14 protein-coding genes are annotated in these 17481 nt (G+C 74.3%); 11 read left to right on the top strand and 3 right to left on the bottom strand.

From position 1 onward, the window contains the following. Positions 1 to 13: 13 nt before the first annotated feature. On the bottom strand, positions 14 to 1039 hold the full coding sequence (locus ACFXMG_RS03895; RefSeq protein WP_383823062.1) for a hypothetical protein: 1026 nt from the start codon (positions 1037 to 1039) through the stop codon (positions 14 to 16). A 107-nt stretch (positions 1040 to 1146) separates the two neighbouring features. Here ACFXMG_RS03895 and ACFXMG_RS03890 point away from each other — a divergent pair, with 107 nt between their 5' ends. Continuing rightward, positions 1147 to 1776, top strand: a complete 630-nt coding sequence (locus ACFXMG_RS03890) for a TetR/AcrR family transcriptional regulator (RefSeq protein WP_383823059.1) — start codon at positions 1147 to 1149, stop codon at positions 1774 to 1776. An 8-nt stretch (positions 1777 to 1784) separates the two neighbouring features. After that, the gene (locus ACFXMG_RS03885; RefSeq protein ID WP_383823056.1) at positions 1785 to 2348 is read left to right on the top strand and encodes a GNAT family N-acetyltransferase; all 564 of its coding nucleotides are present in this window, start codon (positions 1785 to 1787) and stop codon (positions 2346 to 2348) included. On the opposite strand, the gene ACFXMG_RS03880 is transcribed toward ACFXMG_RS03885, so the two are convergent. After that, positions 2345 to 2932, bottom strand: a complete 588-nt coding sequence (locus ACFXMG_RS03880) for a YdeI family protein (RefSeq protein WP_383823054.1) — start codon at positions 2930 to 2932, stop codon at positions 2345 to 2347. The two genes, ACFXMG_RS03885 and ACFXMG_RS03880, sit on opposite strands and share 4 nt — an antisense overlap. 168 nt (positions 2933 to 3100) lie before the next feature. Between ACFXMG_RS03880 and ACFXMG_RS03875 the strand changes: the two genes are divergently transcribed. From ACFXMG_RS03875 to ACFXMG_RS03835, 9 genes are all read left to right on the top strand, one after another. Then, positions 3101 to 4117 (top strand): LacI family DNA-binding transcriptional regulator, encoded by a 1017-nt coding sequence (locus tag ACFXMG_RS03875; RefSeq protein WP_383823052.1) that lies wholly within the window; start codon positions 3101 to 3103, stop codon positions 4115 to 4117. A gap of 74 nt (positions 4118 to 4191) precedes the next feature. Further along, on the top strand, positions 4192 to 5880 hold the full coding sequence (locus ACFXMG_RS03870; RefSeq protein WP_383823049.1) for an ABC transporter substrate-binding protein: 1689 nt from the start codon (positions 4192 to 4194) through the stop codon (positions 5878 to 5880). Between the two features lie 70 nt (positions 5881 to 5950). After that, on the top strand, positions 5951 to 6928 hold the full coding sequence (locus tag ACFXMG_RS03865; RefSeq protein ID WP_383823046.1) for an ABC transporter permease: 978 nt from the start codon (positions 5951 to 5953) through the stop codon (positions 6926 to 6928). 17 nt (positions 6929 to 6945) lie between these two features. Further along, on the top strand, positions 6946 to 7881 hold the full coding sequence (locus tag ACFXMG_RS03860) for an ABC transporter permease (RefSeq protein WP_383823044.1): 936 nt from the start codon (positions 6946 to 6948) through the stop codon (positions 7879 to 7881). Then, on the top strand, positions 7878 to 8825 hold the full coding sequence (locus tag ACFXMG_RS03855; protein ID WP_383823041.1) for an ABC transporter ATP-binding protein: 948 nt from the start codon (positions 7878 to 7880) through the stop codon (positions 8823 to 8825). Before ACFXMG_RS03860 ends, ACFXMG_RS03855 begins: the two co-directional genes overlap by 4 nt. After that, positions 8822 to 9829 (top strand): ABC transporter ATP-binding protein, encoded by a 1008-nt coding sequence (locus ACFXMG_RS03850; RefSeq protein WP_383823038.1) that lies wholly within the window; start codon positions 8822 to 8824, stop codon positions 9827 to 9829. Before ACFXMG_RS03855 ends, ACFXMG_RS03850 begins: the two co-directional genes overlap by 4 nt. Beyond that, positions 9826 to 11340: a glycoside hydrolase family 32 protein gene (locus ACFXMG_RS03845; RefSeq protein WP_383823036.1), complete on the top strand. Its 1515-nt coding sequence runs from the start codon at positions 9826 to 9828 to the stop codon at positions 11338 to 11340. Before ACFXMG_RS03850 ends, ACFXMG_RS03845 begins: the two co-directional genes overlap by 4 nt. A 97-nt stretch (positions 11341 to 11437) precedes the next feature. After that, entirely contained in the window at positions 11438 to 15040 is a 3603-nt protein-coding gene (locus tag ACFXMG_RS03840) for a GH32 C-terminal domain-containing protein (protein WP_383823033.1), read from the top strand. Between the two features lie 6 nt (positions 15041 to 15046). Beyond that, complete coding sequence (locus ACFXMG_RS03835; protein ID WP_383823030.1) at positions 15047 to 15958, top strand: carbohydrate kinase; 912 nt, start codon at positions 15047 to 15049, stop codon at positions 15956 to 15958. Positions 15959 to 16021: 63 nt separating this feature from the next. Here the strand turns inward: ACFXMG_RS03835 and ACFXMG_RS03830 are convergent, their stop codons facing one another. Next, positions 16022 to 17305 carry an ATP-binding protein gene (locus ACFXMG_RS03830; RefSeq protein ID WP_383823027.1) on the bottom strand — a complete coding sequence of 428 codons (1284 nt, stop codon included), beginning with the start codon at positions 17303 to 17305 and terminating at the stop codon, positions 16022 to 16024. Between the last annotated feature and the right edge of the window lie 176 nt (positions 17306 to 17481).

Raw genomic sequence — 17481 nt, 5'->3', positions numbered from 1 at the left:
GGGCGTCGGCGGCTCAGTGCGCGCGGTGGTACTCCGCCACCGCGTCGAAGGCCGCCTTCGGCTCCCACGGGAGTTCGGGGTAGCGGGTGCCCGTGCGGTCCTCGTACACCTTGACCACCCCGTAGCTCGCCAGGTCCAGGTCGTCGGCCGGGTCGCCGTCGGGACGGTGGACGTGGTCGTGGAGGGCGAAGGTGAAGACGAAGGTCGTGTCGACGCCGGACTCGTCGAAGACGGCGAGGAGTTCGCGCACGTACGCGGCCTGGCCCTCCTCGTCGCGTTCGTACGCGCCCGTCAGCCGGACCGGGCCCGACGCGTCGTACTCGACCACCTCCAGGCCGAGCGCGCCCCGGTCGCCGGCGCCCCGGTAGCAGGCCGCGCCGAACTCGGTGACGGCCACCGGCTTGCCGCCCGCGCCCGCGACCATGCCCCGTACCCCCTCGGCGAAGCCGTCCGCGATGGCCGCCGAGCGGTAGACGTCCACGGACACCAGATCGAACGGCGTCCAGTCGACGCCTTCGAGAGGGACGGAGGCGTAGGTCACCGGGCCGCCGAAGCGGGCGCGGACGACGGCCGCCGCCTCGGCGAGGAAGGCGTTCACCCGGGCCCGGACGCCGCCGAGCGCCGCCCGCAGCTCGTCCGGGCGGCCGAGCAGCGCCACCCGCTCGCCGGTGTCGGCGCCGGGCAGGAACCCCGGGTTCATGAGGCTGAGTTCGGCGCCGGTGACGAAGACGACCTCGGCGCCCCGCCTCCGCAGCCGTTCGGCGCGCTCGGCGCAGTCCGCGAAGAGCGCGAGCAGGTCGGCCCCGGTCTCTTCGAGGGGGTACGGCGAGAACCAGACCTCCAGGCCCAGGTCGGCCGCGTACCCCGCCGCCAGCTCGATCCGGTCCGGATCGCCGCCCATCACCCGGACCGCCGTGCAGCCGAGGTCGTCGCGGATGATCTCCAGCTCCCGCCGGACGGTCTCCGGCTCGAAGGCGCGGCGGGCGTTCCGCCCGTGCTTCACGAACCCCGTGTCGTAGCTGATGCCCTTGGCGCGCATGGCCGCTCCCACTTCCAGGTTTAAGGTACGCGCCGTACCTTAAATGGGGCTGAGGCGGTGCGGCAAGGAAGATGGGGAGGTACGGCCCGTACCGGAGAGGGGTGGTCATGGAGCACGACGCGGCAGCGGGGGAGCGCCGGACGGAGGCCGGGCGGACGCGCCGGCGCGGCGCCGCGCTGGAGGAGGCGATCCTCGACGCCGCCGCCCGGGAGCTCACCGAGTCCGGCTTCGCCGGCATGACCATGGACAAGGTCGCGGCCCGCGCCGGCACCAACAAGAACGCCCTCTACCGCCGCTGGCCCCACCGGCTGGCCCTCGGCACCGCCGCGTACAAGCGGCTCGCCACCGCCGCGCCCGTCCCCGACACCGGCACCCTGCGCGGCGACGTCCTGGAACTCCTGCGGCAGGCCAACCGCCACTGGAGCTCCCCGCTCGGCACCGTCCTGCGCGAACTCCTCGCCGCGGCCGGCGGGGCCGCCGACTTCCTCGCCGCGCTCCAGGAGCAGTCCGGCGACGCGGCGGCCGCCCCCTGGCTCACCGTCCTCGGCCGGGCGGTCGCCCGCGGCGAGGCCGCCCCCGAGGCGCTGCACCCCCGGGTCGCCACCGTCGCCGTCGTCCTGCTGCGCAACGAGTTCGTCGTCCGGGGGGTGCCCAGCGCCCCCGACGACGTCCTCGTCGAGATCGTCGACGAGGTCTACCTCCCGCTCGTCCGCGGTCGCGGCCCCGCCCTGCGATGATCAGACGTATGACCGTCTCCCCGCCCCGCCGCTCCCCGGCCCCCGGCGCCGAGGCCCCGCGAGCCGAGGCCCCGCGAGTCGAGGGGGTTCCGCAAGCCGAGGACGTGCTGCGCACCGAGCGGCTGCTGCTTCGGCCCGTGCGGAGGGCGGACGTGCCCGCCGTGACCCGGCTGTGGATCGACCCGGAGGTGCGCCGGCACCTCGGCGGGCCGGTCATCGAGCCGGTCGTCCGCATCCGGCAGCGGCGGATCGTCGGCGCGCCCGGCTGCCACGCCGTGGTCCGCGCCCGGGACGGCGTGCTGCTCGGCCTCGTCACCGTCGAGGCGGCCGGGCGGGGCGGCGAGACCGAGGTGTCGTACCAGTTCCTGCCCGAGCACTGGGGGAGCGGCTACGCCCGCGAGGCCGTGGCCGCCGCCGTCGCCCGGGTCCTGGAGACCGCGACGAGCGTCGTCGCCGTCACCCAGGAGGCCAACGACCGCTCCCGCCGCCTCCTGGAGGCGGTCGGTCTGGAGCACGCCGAGTCCTTCGAGGAGTGGGACGCCCGGCAGGTCCTGTACCGGCGGAGGCGCTAGGCGGGGCCGGCGCCCGCGGCCAGCCGGGTCACCGCGCGCTCGACGCGCGCCGCCCGGGTCTTCGCCGTCCGGGCCTGCCACAGGCCGAGGATCACCAGATAGCGGTCCGTCTTCCCCAGCGCCTCGAAGGCGCGGGCCGCCTCCGGGCGGGCCGCGAGGGCGGCCGCCAGGTCGTCGGGGACCGTCGCGTCCTTCTGCGAGGGGTACGCGGCGGCCCACCGTCCGTCCGCCTGGGCCGCCCGCACCTCCGCGAGCCCCGGCTCGCGCATCCGGCCGTCCGCGAGCAGCCGCTCGACCTGGCGCACGTTGACCTGGGACCACAGGCTGCGCGGCCGGCGCGGGGTGATCTTCTGGAGGTACGAGCGCTCGTCGCGGGCCTTGCGCTTGCCGGTGATCCAGCCGTAGGCCAGCGTCACGTCGAGGATCTCGTCGGCCGTCGGCGAGGGCAGGCCGCCGCCCTTGCGGCCCAGCAGCATCCAGATGCCGGGGGTGTCGCCGTGATGGGCGGCGAGCCACGCCTCCAGCTCGTCGCCGCCGTCGAAGGCGAGGACCTCCAGCCCTTCGTCCGTACCGACCGACTCCACCCGTCCGCCTTTCCCGCGGGCGCCCCCGCGGACGCGTCCTTCACACGATATTGACACTGGCCGGACATCGGCCGTAACTTGCGTGCAACGTCGAACTAACGCGCGTTACTAAAGCGCGTAACCGATCAGTTCCGGCCGGGGGGCCGTGCAGGAGAGGGAGGGGTCATCGTGGCGGCCAACAGCGCCCGCAGCGTCACCATGAGCGATGTGGCCCGGCGGGCCGGAGTGTCGCGCACCGCCGTGTCCTTCGTCCTGAACGACCGGCCCGGCGCGGCGATCCCCGACGAGACCCGGCGCCGGATCCTCGCCGCCATCGAGGAGCTGGGCTACCGGCCGAACGCCGGGGCCCGCGCCCTCGCCGCCCAGCGCAGCGAGTGGTACGGCCTGATCACCGAGATCGTCACCGCCCCCTTCGCGGTCGACGTCATCAAGGGAGCCCAGGACCGGGCCTGGCTCGACCGGAAGTTCCTGCTGATCGCCGCGAGCGAGGGCGACCCGGCCCAGGAGGCCGCCGCCCTCGACAAGCTCCTGGAGCAGCGGGTGGAGGGACTGCTCTACGCCACGACCTGGCACCGCGCGGTCACCCTCCCGAGGGCCGCCCGCGAGGTCCCGACCGTCCTCGTCAACTGCTACGACGCCGAGGGCGAGCTGCCCTCCGTCGTCCCCGACGAGGTCACCGGCGGCCACCGCGCCGCCCGGCACCTGGTCCGGGCCGGCCACGAGCGCATCGGCCTGATCAACCTCGACCCCGGCATCCCGGCCGCCGTCGGCCGCCGCGAGGGGTACGAGCGGGCGCTGCGCGAGGCCGGACTCCCCCTCGATCCCGCGCTGGTCGTCTCCGGCCACGCGACCGCCGACGGCGGCTACACCGCCGCCTGCGAACTGCTCGACCGCGCCGACCGGCCCACCGCGCTCTTCTGCGCCAACGACCGGATGGCGATGGGCGCGTACGACGCCATCAAGGAACGCGGGCTGCGCATCCCGGACGACGTGGCCGTGGTGGGCTACGACAACCAGGAGCTCATCGCCGCCTATCTGCGGCCCAAGCTGACCACCCTCGCCCTCCCCTTCGAGGAGATGGGCGCCAGGGGCGTGGAGATGCTGGCCGCCCTCGCAGCGGGGCAGCCGCTCGACACCCCTCGGGTGACGGTCGACTGCCCGCTGCTCGAACGCTCGTCGGTCTGACCGCGAATCAGCTCCGCCGAGTCATCTCGTCCCGTCTTCGTCTGGTGTGTTGAAGAGAGGAAAGAGTCGCCATTATGACACCCTCCCCCGTCGGTGGTCGATCTTCACGACGGTTCCGCCCCGCCCTGCTCGCGGCCGCCGCCGCGACCGCGCTCCTGCTGACCGGCTGCTCCGGCGGCGCCGGCGCGACCGGATCCGAGGGCGCCCCGGGCGCCCGGCTGCTCACGATCCCGCGCGAGGACATGGGCACCTTCACCCGGAACTTCAATCCGTACTCGCCCAAGGCCGCCCCGATGACCCGCGAGGCGGTCTACGAGCCGCTGATGATCCACAACCCGGCCGACGGCAAGGACACCCCCTGGCTCGCCACCTCGTGGACCCGCGCCACGGACGGGAAGTCGGTCACCTTCGCGCTCCGCGAGGGCGTGAAGTGGTCCGACGGCAAGCCCTTCACCGCCGAGGACGTCGTCCACACCTTCGAGCTCCAGAAGAAGCTCCTCGGCGGCTTCGACTACCTCACCAAGGTCACCGCCGACACCCCGGCCGAGGTCACCTTCCACCTCTCCAAGCCGTTCGCGCCCGCCCTGTACGAGATCGGCGGCCACTTCGTCACGCCGAAGCACATCTGGTCGAAGATCGCCGACCCGGCGAGGGACGTCAACGCCACCCCCGTCGGCACCGGCCCCTACACCCAGGTCGCCGCCTTCCAGGCCCAGTCGTACGAGCTGCGGAAGAACCCCTCGTACTGGCAGCCCGCGAAGCAGCGGATCGCCGGCATACGGATGCTCGCCTTCTCCGGCAACGACAGCGCCAACCTCGCCTTCACCAACGGCGAGGTCGACTGGACGCAGTCCTTCATCCCGGAGATCGAGAAGTCCTTCGTCGCGAAGGACCCGGAGAAGAACCACTACTGGTTCCCCACCACCGGCTCCATGGTCAACTGGCAGCTCAACACCGCCAAGGCCCCCTTTGACGACCCCGCGCTCCGCAAGGCCCTCAGCCGCGCCGTGGACCGCGAGAAGATCGCCAAGGTCGCCATGAACGGCTACACCGAGCCCGCCGACTGCACCGGCCTCTCCCACGGATACGACGCCTGGCGCGACGCGGCCGTCGTCGCCTCCTGCGACTGGACGGCCTACGACCCGAAGGCCGCCGCGACCGCCCTCGACGCCGCCGGGTACAAGGCCGGAGGCGACGGGAAGCGCGCCCGGAAGGACGGCGAGCCGCTCACCCTCGACATCTCCGTCGGCTCCGCCTCCTCCGACTGGATCTCGGTCGCCAACATCATCAAGCAGAACCTCGCCGCCGTCGGCGTCACCGCCACCGTCAAGTCCCCCGACTGGTCCGCCGTCGTCGCCTCCTACGAGGACGGCTCCTTCGACAGCGGCATCGTCTGGAGCGGCAACGGCGCGACCCCGTACGAGTTCTACCGGGGCGCCATGGCGACGTCGACCGTCAAGCCCGTCGGCGAGAAGGCCACCGAGAACTACCACCGCTTCGGCGACCCGAAGGCCGACGCCCTCATCGACGCCTTCGCCGCCGGCGACACCGCGACCCAGAAGGCCAAGGCCGTCGAGTTGCAGAGGCTGTTCGCCGCCGATGCCCCCGTCGTCCCGCTCTTCCCCGGCCCCGAGTGGGGCGCGTACACCGATAGCCGCTTCACCGGCTGGCCGACCGAGGAGAACCCGTACGCGACGCTCTCCAACCGGTCCGTGACCACCGTCCTGGTGCTCACCTCCCTCCAGCCCGTCACGGGCAAGTAAGCCCGCGGGGGCGGCCCGCCGCCCGGCCGTCCGGCCGCCCCCGCCCCGTACCTCACCAGGGAGAAGAGCAGTGCGTCTCGTCCTGCGTAACCTGGGGTTCTATCTCCTCGCCTTCTGGGTCTCCGTCACCCTGAACTTCCTGCTGCCGCGCCTCATGCCCGGAGACCCCGTCTCCCGGATGTTCGCCCAGGCACAGGGGACGATGCGGCCCGAGCAGATAGCCCAGCTCCAAAAACTCTTCGGTCTCGACGAACGGCCCCTGTGGCGCCAGTACGTCGACTACCTCCACCAGGTCGGCACCGGCGACCTCGGCATCTCCATCTCACGCTTCCCGACCCCCGTCTCCGAGGTCATCGGCTCCCAGATCGGCTGGACCCTCCTCCTCGGCGGCACCGCCCTCGTCATCGCCGCCGCCCTGGGCAACCTCCTCGGGGTACTGGCCGCCTGGCGGCGCGGGGGGATCCTCGACTCCGCCTTCCCGCCCCTGCTGATCTTCATCGGCTCGTTCCCGTACTTCTGGCTGGCCATGGGCGCCCTCTACCTCTTCGGCGTCACCCTCGGCTGGTTCCCGCTCCGGCACGCGTACGACGCCGGTCTGGTCCCCGGTCTCGACGCCGCCTTCCTCGGCAACGTCGCCACCCACCTCGTGCTGCCCGCCCTCACCATCGTGCTCGTCTCCATCGGCGGCTGGATGCTCGGCATGCGCAACACGATGATCGCCACCACCGCCGAGGACTACATCACCATGGCCGAGGCGAAGGGCCTCAGCCCGTACCGGATCATGTTCCGGTACGCGGCGCGCAACGCGCTGCTGCCCTCCGTCACCAACTTCGGCATGGCGCTCGGCTTCATGGTCGGCGGCGCCCTCCTCACCGAGGTCGTCTTCGCCTACCCCGGCATCGGCTACCAGCTCCTCGCCTCCGTACAGGCCCTCGACTACCCGCTGATGCAGGGCATCTTCCTCACCCTCACGGCCGCCGTGCTGCTCGCCAACTTCGTCGTCGACCTCGTCCACGTCCGTCTCGACCCGCGCGTCCGCGTCCGCTGAGGAGGGGAGCCGCCACCATGTCCGTCCTCGACACCCGGGGGACCGCCGTGCCCGACACCGGGCCCGCCGCCCGCCCGGCCCCCACCGGGCCGCCCGCCCGCCGGAGCCTGCTCCGCAAGGTCCTCGCCGAACGCAAGGCCCGCACCGGCCTGCTGCTCCTCGCCGTCTTCGCCCTCCTCGGCCTGCTCGCGCCCGTCCTCGCCCCCGGCGACCCGTCGCTCATCGGCGACTCCGGCGCCACCCCGCCCTCCGCCGCCCACTGGCTGGGCACCACCGCCAAGGGGCAGGACGTCCTCGCCCTCACCCTGTGGGGCACCCGCAGCTCGATGCTCGTCGGCTTCACCGTCGGGCTCGCCGCCACCCTCGTCGCCCTCCTCGTCGGCCTCGCCTCCGCCTACCTCGGCCGGCTCGTCGACGACGTCCTCACCCTCGTCACCAACATCTTCCTGCTGCTGCCCGGGCTGCCGCTCCTCGTCATCCTGGCCGCCTTCCTGCCGCCCGGCACCACCACCGTCGTCCTCGTCCTCACCCTCACCGGCTGGGCCGGCTCCGCCCGGGTGCTGCGCGCCCAGGCCGCCTCCATCCGCGGCAAGGACTTCGTCGCCGCCGCCGTCGTCACCGGCGAACGGCCGCTGCGAATCATGTTCCGCGAGATCCTGCCCAACATGGCCTCCGTGGTGATGACCACCGTCCTCGGCTGCGTCATCTTCGGCATCGGCGCCCAGGCGGGCCTGGAGTTCCTCGGCCTCGGCGACTCCTCCGTCGTCAGCTGGGGCACCAACCTCTACTGGGCCGGCAACGACGGCGCCCTCATGACCGGAGCCTGGTGGGCCTTCCTCCCCTCCGGCCTCTGCATCGCCCTCGTCGCCTTCGCCCTCGCCCTCGTCAACTACGCCGTCGACGAGATCACCAACCCGCGGCTGCGGTCCCGGCGCCGGAAGGAGAAGAAGTGAACATCCTCGACGTCCAGAACCTGCGGGTCGAGTACCGGAGCGAGGGACGCACCGTCGTCGGCGCCGACGACGTCTCCTTCACCATCGGCCCCGGCGAGGTCTTCGGCCTCGCCGGAGAGTCCGGCTGCGGCAAGTCGACCCTCGCCAACGCCGTCATGCGGCTCCTCAAGGAACCCGCCGAGATCACCGCGGGACGCGTCCTCTTCAAGGGCCGGGACGTCCTCGCCCTGGACGACCGGGAACTGCGCGCCTTCCGCTGGCGCGAGATCGCCATGGTCTTCCAGTCCGCGATGAACTCCCTCAACCCCGTCCTCACCGTCGGCGAACAGATCGCCGACATCTTCACCACCCACGAGAAGCTGCGGAAGAAGGCCGCCCGCGAGCGCGCCGGCGAGCTCCTCGGACTCGTCGGCATCAGCCCCGACCGGCTCCGCGCCTACCCCCACCAGCTCTCCGGCGGCATGCGCCAGCGCGTCGTCATCGCCATGGCCGTCGCCCTGCGCCCCTCGCTGCTCATCATGGACGAGCCGACCACCGCCCTGGACGTGGTCGTGCAGCAGGAGATCATGGCCCAGATCGCCGAACTCCAGCGCGAACTCGGCTTCTCCATCCTCTTCATCACCCACGACATGTCCCTCATGGTCGAGATGTCCCACCGCATGGGCGTCATGTACGGCGGCCGGATCGTCGAACTCGCCCCCGCCCGGGACCTCTTCGCCCACCCCCGGCACCCCTACACCGAGGCGCTGATGCGCGCCTTCCCGCCGCTCTCCGGCCCCCGCGCCACCCTCACGGGCCTCTTCGACGCCCCGCGCACCGCCGACAGCTGCGGCTTCCACCTCAGCTGCCCCGCCGACCGGTCCGACTGCTCCACATCCATCCCGGACCTGCGCGAGCTCGCCCCCGGCCACTGGGCCGCCCTCACCGAAGGCGCCACCGCATGACACTCCTCCGGATCCGGGGCCTCACCAAGGACTTCCAGGTCGGCTCCGTCTTCTCCCGCCGCCGCGTCCGCGCCGTCCATGGCGTCGACCTCGACCTCCCACAGGGCCGCGTCACCGCCCTCGTCGGCGAGTCCGGCAGCGGCAAGTCCACCATCGCCCGCTGCGTCGCCCGCCTCGAACAGCCCACCGCCGGCCGGATCCTCCTCGACGGCGAGGACGTCCTGCGCACCGAGCGCCGCCGGGCGAGCCGCGCCTACCGGGGCTCCGTCCAGATGGTCTTCCAGGACCCCTTCGGCTCCCTCAACCCCGTCCACCGCGTCGAGCACTTCCTCACCCGCGCGCTCGTCCTGCACGGCCACCCCGCCGACCGGGGCCGGCTCGCCGACCTGATGGCCGAGGTCGGCCTCCCCGCCGACCACCTCGACGCCCACCCGCACGAACTCTCCGGAGGACAGCGCCAGCGCGTCGCCATCGCCCGCGCCCTCGCCGTCGGCCCGCGCGTCCTGCTCGCCGACGAACCCACCTCCATGCTCGACGTCTCCGTCCGCGTCGGCGTCCTCAACCTGATGCGCCGCCTCCGCGACGAACGCGACCTCTCCATGCTCTACATCACCCACGACCTGGGCTCCGCCCGCTACCTCGCCGACACCACCGCCGTCATGTTCGCCGGCGAACTCGTCGAGGGCGGCGACGCGCTCGCCGTCATGGACGCCCCCGCCCACCCCTACACCCGGCTGCTGCTCTCCGCCGTCCCCGACCCCGAACGGCGCACCGGCTACGACAAGGCCGAGCGGGCCCGGCTGCGCGCCGCCGTCCTCGCGCCCGAGTCCTGCCCGTACGACGACGGCACGTGCAGCGCCACCACCCCCGTACGCCACGTCGTCGGCGAGGACGAGGGCCAGCCGCACTGGGTGCGCTGCCACCTCTACGCCCCCGCCCGCGAGCTCGCCCACCGCGTCCTCCAGGGCGCGGACACCCCGGAAGCCGAGACCACCGCCGCATGACCCACGACCTCATCGCCGCGCACCCGCCCCTCGCGGAGGACCTCGCCGCGCGCGCGTTCCGCGACCCGCACCGCCCCCGCTACCACTTCACCTCGCCGGGCGGCTGGCTCAACGACCCCAACGGGCTGACCCACTGGAACGGCGTCTTCCACCTCTTCTACCAGTACAATCCGCTCGCCCCCGCCCACCACCGCATCCACTGGGGCCACGCCACCTCCACCGACCTCGTCACCTGGACCGACGAACCCGTCGCCCTCGTCCCCGGCGCCAGCGGCCCCGACCGCGACGGCTGCTGGTCCGGCGTCCTCGTCGACGACGGCGGCGTCCCCACGCTCGTCTACTCGGGCCGCCACGGCGAGCGCGAACTGCCCTGCGTCGCCACCGGCACCCCCGACCTCCGCCACTGGACCAAGGACCCCGCCAACCCGGTGATCGCCGCCCCGCCGGAGGACCTCGACCTCACCGCCTACCGCGACCACTGCGTCTGGAAGGAGGACGGCCGCTGGCGCCAGCTCATCGGCTCCGGCATCCGGGGCCGGGGCGGCACCGCCCTCCTGTACGACTCCGAGGACCTGCGCACCTGGCGGTACGCCGGTCCCCTCCTCACCGGCGACGCCTCGGACGGGCGCTCCGGCGACCCCGACTGGACCGGCACCATGTGGGAGTGCGTCGACCTCTTCCGGGTGGACGGCACCGACGTCCTCGCCTTCTCCGCCTGGGACGAGGGCACCACCCACCACCCGCTCTACTGGACCGGACGGTACGAGGGCGACCGCTTCACCCCCACTGCCCTGCACCGGCTCGACTACGGGCAGAACCACTTCTACGCCCCCCAGTCCACCCGCGACGCCGCCGGCCGCCGCGTCCTGTTCGGCTGGCTCCAGGAAGGGCGCGGCGAGGACGCCACCGCCCGCGCCGGCTGGTCCGGCGTCATGTCCCTGCCGCGCCTGGTCACCCTCGGCGCCGACGGCGCCCTCCACCAGGCCCCCGTCCCCGAGCTCGACGCGCTCCGCCGCGACCACGTCGCCGTCGGCCCCTTCACCCCCGGCCCCGACCCCGCCGAGGCCCTCGACGCGATCCGCGGCGACCAGCTCGACCTGGAGGCCACCCTGCGCCTCGCCCCCGGCGCCGTGATCCGGCTCGGGGTCCGCGAGACCCCCGACGGCACCGAGCGCACCGTCGTCGAACTCGCCCGCGAGGGCGCCGCCCCGACCGCCACGCTGCGGCTGCACCGCGAGGCGAGCAGCCTCGACCCGGACACCGACACCACCCCGCGCTCCGGCGAGGTGCCCCTCACGGAGGACGGCACCGTCGAACTCCGCGTCCTGGTCGACCACTCGGCCCTGGAGATCTTCGCCGGCGGTCGCGCCCTCGCCTCCCGCGTCTACCCGACCCGCCCCGACGAGGCCCTCGGCGTCTCCCTGGCCGCCAACGGCGCGGCCCACGTCCACCGCCTGGACGCCTGGCACATGGCCCCGGTCTTCACCGCGCCCCGCCCCCTCTGGCCCTGACGGGCCCTGAACCCCCTCGGGAGCGCGCGGCCGTCCGCCCGCCGCGCGCTCCCCGTCCTGTCGTCCTCACGCGCCACCCACCGCCGAGGAGGCCCCCATGCACCACGTCCCTTCCCCCGCCACCCCGTCCCGGCGCGCCGTGCTCGCCACCGGGGCGCTCGCCGCACTGCCCCTCGCCCTGACCGCCGCGCCCGCCGCGGCCCTGCCGGGCGCCCGCCGGAAGAAGGCCGCGCCCGCCGGCGCGGTGACCTCACCCGTACCCGATCCCCTTCCGTACCGGGGGAGTTGGCAGCGTACGGCCGACGGCGGGCAGCGGGCCGCCGCCCCGGCCGGAGGCACCGCGCTCGCCGTGACCGAGCACCGGACCGGCGGCCGCGCCGGGTTCACCGTCCGCGTCGAGGCCGACCCGGCCACCCCGCACGCCCGCGGCGGGCTCGTCCTGCGGGCCGCCGCCGACGGCTCCACCGGGTACGCCGTCACCCTGGAGCCCGCCAACGGGCAGGTCCGGCTCACCGACCTCGCCGACGGAGCCGTCCTCGCCACCGGCGCCGCAGGGCCGGGCACCCTCCTGGAGGTCACCACCGACGGGCCCGCCCTCACCGTCCACGTCGACGGGCGCGCCGCGCTCACCGTCACCGACCACCGCCACCGCGCCGGACACACCGGCCTGCTCGCCGACTCCGGCACCGTCCTCCTCGGCCCGCCCCGCGCCTGGACCGTCACCACCGACCTCACCGGCTGGACCGGCGACCCCGGCTGGACGCCCACCCCGCTCGGCCTCGCCGCCACCGCGCCCGCCGGATCCAATATCCGCGCGCTCGCGGCCGAGGAGGCGTACGACACCTCCCTCCAGGCGGACGTCGTCGTCCACGACCCGTACGCCGTCGCCGCCCTCCTGGTCCGCTCCGACGCCACCGGCAGCCGCGGCTACGCCGTCGAGGTCGACCCCCACCAGGGCCGGCTGCGCCTCTACCGCGTCGACGGCAACACCACCCTCGCCACCCACGCCGTGCCGATCCTCCCCGGCACCGTCCACCGCCTCCGCGTCGAGGCCGAGGGCCGCCGGCTGCGCGTCCACTGGCAGAGCGACTTCCTCCGCCCCGACGGCTACACCCCCGTCATCGACACCGAGGACACCGGCCCGCACCCCCATCTCTCCGGCGTGCACGGCCTGTTGGCCTACAGCGGGCGAGTGTCGTTCGAGAACGTCACCGCCCCCGGCGCCGACGAACTCCCCGGCGGCACCGCCGAGTCGGGCACCTGGACCCGCGACCTCGCCGGCCTCCGCGGCCACGACGGCGTCCGCACCGCACCCGCCCCGGACGGCCCCGGCCTCGTCGTCTCCGCCGACGTCCGGCTCGCCGGAGCCCGCGCCGCCGGACTCCTGGTACGCGGCCACACGATCCTCCTCGACCGGCAGGCGGGCGCGGTCCGGCTGCGCGACCACGCCCGCGGCACCCTCCTCGCCAGCGCGCCGCCGCCCGTCCGCCCGCTGCGGGACGGGGACCTCGTACGCCTCGAAGTGCACTTTCTGGCAAGTCAGTTCACGGTGTACGCCGACGGGGTCCGGGTCCTCGAAGCGCCCGCCGCCACCACCGGAGGCAGCGTGGGGCTCGTCGCCGACGGCGGCACCGCCTTCTTCCGCGAGGTGTACGCCGCCGACACGCGCGACCACTTCACCGAGCCCTACCGGCCCGCCTACCACCACTCGAAGCGCTCCGGCTCCGCCTGCGACCCCAACGGGCTCGTGTGGTTCGAGGGCGAGTACCACCTCTTCCACCAGGACCAGGGGCGGTGGGCCCACGCCGTCTCCACCGACCTGCTGCACTGGCGCGCCCTGCCGCTCGCCCTGGAGTGGAACGCGTACGGCCACTGCTGGTCCGGCAGCGCCGTCGCCGACCTCCACGACGCCTCCGGGCTCTTCGGCGGCAAGCCCGGCCTCATCGCGTACTACACGAGCTACCACCCCGGCCGGATCGGCGGGAACCAGTCCGTGCGAGCCGCGTACAGCACCGACCGCGGGCGCTCCTGGCAGGAGTACGGCGGCCCCGCACCGCTCGTCGGCAACCCCGGCGGACCGGACGCCGGCTGGGACTTCCGCGACCCCAAAGTGCTCCGCGACGAGGCCCGCGATCAGTGGGTGATGGCCGTCTCCGGCGGCGACCACATCCGCTTCCTCACCTCCCGCGACCTGCTCCACTGGACCCACGTCAGCTCCTTCGGCTACGGCCCCTGGGTCACCGGAGGCGTCTGGGAGTGCCCCGACCTCTTCCCCCTGCCCGTCGACGGCGACCCCGCCCGCACGGCCTGGGTCCTGACGCTCTCCACCGGAGCCGTCCGCGCCACCGACGGCTCCGCCGCCGTGTACCTCACCGGCACCTGGGACGGCACCGCCTTCACCCCCGACCAGGCCCCCGGCGGCTGGCTGCGCAGCGACCACGGACGCGACTTCTACGCCGCCATCACCTTCGACAACGCCCCCGGCGGACGCCGGATCTGGCTCGGCTGGACCACCAACTGGGACTACCCCTTCAGCGCCCCCACCGGCCGCTGGCAGGGCCAGCACAGCGTCCCGCGCGAACTCACCCTCGCCACCGGACCCGCCGGCCACCCCGTCCTCCGCCAGCGGCCCGTGGCCGAACTCGCCTCCCTGCGCACCGGATCCACCCTCCGCACCGGCCTCACCGCCGGACCCGGCCTCCCCGACCCCTGCGCGGGCCTCACCGGCACCGCGTACGAGATCGAGGCCGAGCTCGCCTTCCCCGCCACCGGCGCCGCGACCGACTGCGCCTTCCTCCTGCGCGGGAAGGACGGCCGGGCCGTCCGCGTCGGATACGACCCCGGGCGCGCCCGGCTGTACACCGACCGCGCCGACTCCGGGCGCACCGACTTCACCCGCTGGTTCGCCGGCCGGTCCGAGGCGCCGCTCACCGCCGCGCCCGCCGACGGGGGCGGCCGGACGGTACGGCTGCGGATCCTCGTCGACTCCTCCTCCGTGGAGGTCTTCGGCGGCGAGGGGGAGGCCGTCCTCACGAGCCTGGTGCTGCCCGACCCGGACGCCACCGGGCTCTCCTTCACCGCCGAGGGCGGCACCGTCCGGCTCACCACCCTCGCCCTCCACCCGCTCGCCTCCCCCTGCCGGCCCGACGGCGCCCCCGGCCGCGCCCTGCCCCCGGTACCGCCGGAGGGGGAGTTCCGCACCGACCTCGGCGCGCTCACCGTGCGGCCCGCCGGGCGCTGGGAGTCCACCGGCGCCGGGCGGACCTGCGTCTTCGACCGGGACAGCGACGCCCTCTCCACCCGCCGCTTCGCCGACCTCGAACTCACCACGCTGCTGCGCCTCGGTGGCCCCGACGGGGTGCGCGGGGCCGCGTCCCTGCTGTGGCGGGCCTCGGCGGACGGCGCCGACGGGTACGTCCTCAACGTCGACCCCGATCTGCGGGCGATCCGGCTCGTGGTGCGGCGTGGCGGCTCGTTCGACGACGGGGCCGCCCTCGCGAAGGTGCCGCTGCTCGTGCGCCACGGCGTCACGTACCACCTGAGGGTCGTCCACCGGAGCACCCGGATCCAGGTCTTCCTCGACGGGAACGGCATCATCGACACGACCGACCCGGCCGCCACCTACACGTCCGGTCACGTCGGCCTGAACGTCTTCGGCGGCCGGGCCGGCTATCAGGACACCCATGCCAAGGAGCTGTGAGACCCGATGTCCTTCCTGGTGATCGGCGAGTGCGTCGCCGACATCGTCCGCACCCCCGGCGCCGCCGACGTCGTCCACCCCGGGGGCAGCCCCGCCAACGTCGCCTACGGCCTGGCCCGGCTCGGCCGGGCCACCACCCTGCTCACCCAGCTCGGCGACGACGCCTCCGGGCGGCTCGTCGCCGGGCACCTCACCGGCGCCGGGGTGCGGCTCGCCCTCGGCGGCACGCCCACCCGCACCCCGTCGGCCGTCGTCTCCCTCGACGGACGCGGCCAGGCCACGTACGCCTTCGACATCGCCTGGACCCTGGACGCGGAGGAGCCGCCGGCGGCCCCGGAACGGGTCCGGCACGTGCACATCGGCTCGATCGCGGCCGTCACGGAGCCGGGGGCGGGCACCGTCCTCGCCCTGACCGGGCGCCTGCGGCCCACGGCCACGGTGAGCTACGACCCGAACGTGCGGCCCGCGCTGATGGGGGAGCACGGACCGGCCGTGGCCCGGGTCGAGCGGTGCGTGGCCCTCGCCGACCTGGTGAAGGCCAGCGACGAGGACCTGGCCTGGCTGTACCCGGGCGAGCCGGTGGAGAAGGTGGCCGAACGCTGGCTGGCCCTCGGGCCCGCCGTCGTCCTCGTCACCCGGGGCGGGGACGGGGCGCTGGCGGTGACCCGGGACCACACGGTGGCCGTCGGGGCCCCGGCTGTCACCGTCGTCGACACGGTCGGCGCGGGCGACTCCTTCATGTCGGCCGCCCTCGACGCCCTCGCCGGGCAGGACCGGGCCGGGCTCGCCGCGCTCGGCGCCGACGACCTCGCCGGGCTGCTGGCCCGGGCGGGCACCGCGGCGGCCGTCACTGTCTCCCGGGCCGGCGCCCAGCCCCCGGACCGGGCGGAGCTGGACGCGGCGCTCGCCGGGCGGTGAGGGTCACGTCGTGGCGGTGGCCGTCACTTCCGGCCGGTGACGGTCGGATCCTGCCGGTGGCGGTCATGTGCGGGCGTGGCTCGTGATGTCCGCCGCGAACTGCTCGACCAGCTCCGGTGTCACCGTCGGGCGGCAGTCGGCGATGGCCGCCAGGTAGTCCGCCGTGCTCGCGCCCGGCGCCGGGGCGTCCGCGCCCCGGCCGCCGGCGAGGTCACGCTCGAAGGACGCCTGGGCGGCCACCCGGGCCGCGTGCTCGATGTCCGCCGGGGTGAACAGGTCGCTGGCGAGGACCAGTTCGTCGATGTCCACCTCCGTCCGGCCGTCCGTGTACCGGGACCAGATCGCGGCCCGGGCGGCCTTGTCCGGCGTACCGATCGGGATCAGGTAGTCGAAGCGGCCGGGCCGCAGGAAGGCCGGGTCGAGGGAGCGGACCGAGTTGGTCGCGCACACCAGGAGCCGCTCGTCGCGCTCCCGGAACCCCGGGATCAGCTTGAGGAGTTCGTTGGTGACCCCGTGCAGCCCGCCCGGCTGCGCGGGCTCGGAGCGCACCGGGGCGATCTCCTCCACCTCGTCGATGAAGACGAGGACCCGGTCCAGCTCGGCGATCCGCGCGAAGGCCGTGCGCAGCGCCGCCGCGAGGTTGCCGCCGTCGGCGAGCCGCGACGGCAGGATCTCCACGAACGGCCAGCCGAGCCGGGAGGCGACCGCGCGGGCGAAGGTCGTCTTGCCGGTGCCGGGCGGGCCGAAGAGGCAGATCGCCCGGGGCGGCCTGACCCCGTGCCGGGTGGCGCGCTCCGGCTCCGCGAGCGGCAGCACGACCCTGCGCTCGATGAGGTCCTTCTCCCGCTCCATGCCGGCCACCTTGGCCCACAGGTCGCCCGGGAGCAGCCGGCCGCCGAGGTCTTCGAGGAGTCCGGCGGCGGGCCCGTGCAGCGGCTCGGTCTTCTCGAAGTACGCGACCGCCGGCTGGCGCGTGTACCCGGCGTTCAGCAGCCCCTCGCCGAGCAGCTCCTCCTCCGGCAGGACGTACGCGATCTTCCCGACCCGGGCGGCGACGAGCTTGCGCTCCAGCTCCACCAGGAGGGCGCTGGCCAGGCCCCGGCCGCGCCAGGCGGAGGCGATCGCGATCCGCATCACCCAGGCGCGCTCCCCGGAGACGCAGGCGAGCGCGGCGCCGATGGGCACGCCCTGGTGGACGGCGACGACGGCCGGCTGCCGGGAGGTGAGAGCGCCGATGCACTCGGCGAGCGAGAAGACGGACTCCTGGCCGAGCTCGGCCGTGGTGTCGATCAGATGGACGACGGCGGCGAGATCGTTCTCGCGGTAGTCGTGGATGTGCCAGTTCACCGGTGGTACCGCCCCTCGTGCGCATGCGGTCCGCATGCGGTGTGCGTGCCGTGTGGCTCGTTGCGGCGAGGCTAGGCGGGGGCGGGGCGGCGTGGCCTGCGCCATCCTGCACAAGCCGGGACGGCGAAACGCGCCGCTTCGTCACTGGGCGGAGCGGCGCGTACGCGCACAGCGGG

The organism is Streptomyces sp. NPDC059201, assembly GCF_042754585.1.
Taxonomy (GTDB): Bacteria; Actinomycetota; Actinomycetes; order Streptomycetales; family Streptomycetaceae; genus Streptomyces.
Note: the sequence above shows the minus strand (reverse complement) of the source record. Positions and strands in the feature narration are given on the sequence as shown.

Coding starts and splice junctions, on each gene's coding strand:
- ACFXMG_RS03895 (WP_383823062.1), bottom strand. CDS start 1,039: ATGCGCGCCAAGGGCATCAGCTACGACACGGGGTTCGTGAAGCACGGG.
- ACFXMG_RS03890 (WP_383823059.1), top strand. CDS start 1,147: ATGGAGCACGACGCGGCAGCGGGGGAGCGCCGGACGGAGGCCGGGCGG.
- ACFXMG_RS03885 (WP_383823056.1), top strand. CDS start 1,785: ATGACCGTCTCCCCGCCCCGCCGCTCCCCGGCCCCCGGCGCCGAGGCC.
- ACFXMG_RS03870 (WP_383823049.1), top strand. CDS start 4,192: ATGACACCCTCCCCCGTCGGTGGTCGATCTTCACGACGGTTCCGCCCC.
- ACFXMG_RS03860 (WP_383823044.1), top strand. CDS start 6,946: ATGTCCGTCCTCGACACCCGGGGGACCGCCGTGCCCGACACCGGGCCC.
- ACFXMG_RS03850 (WP_383823038.1), top strand. CDS start 8,822: ATGACACTCCTCCGGATCCGGGGCCTCACCAAGGACTTCCAGGTCGGC.
- ACFXMG_RS03845 (WP_383823036.1), top strand. CDS start 9,826: ATGACCCACGACCTCATCGCCGCGCACCCGCCCCTCGCGGAGGACCTC.
- ACFXMG_RS03840 (WP_383823033.1), top strand. CDS start 11,438: ATGCACCACGTCCCTTCCCCCGCCACCCCGTCCCGGCGCGCCGTGCTC.
- ACFXMG_RS03835 (WP_383823030.1), top strand. CDS start 15,047: ATGTCCTTCCTGGTGATCGGCGAGTGCGTCGCCGACATCGTCCGCACC.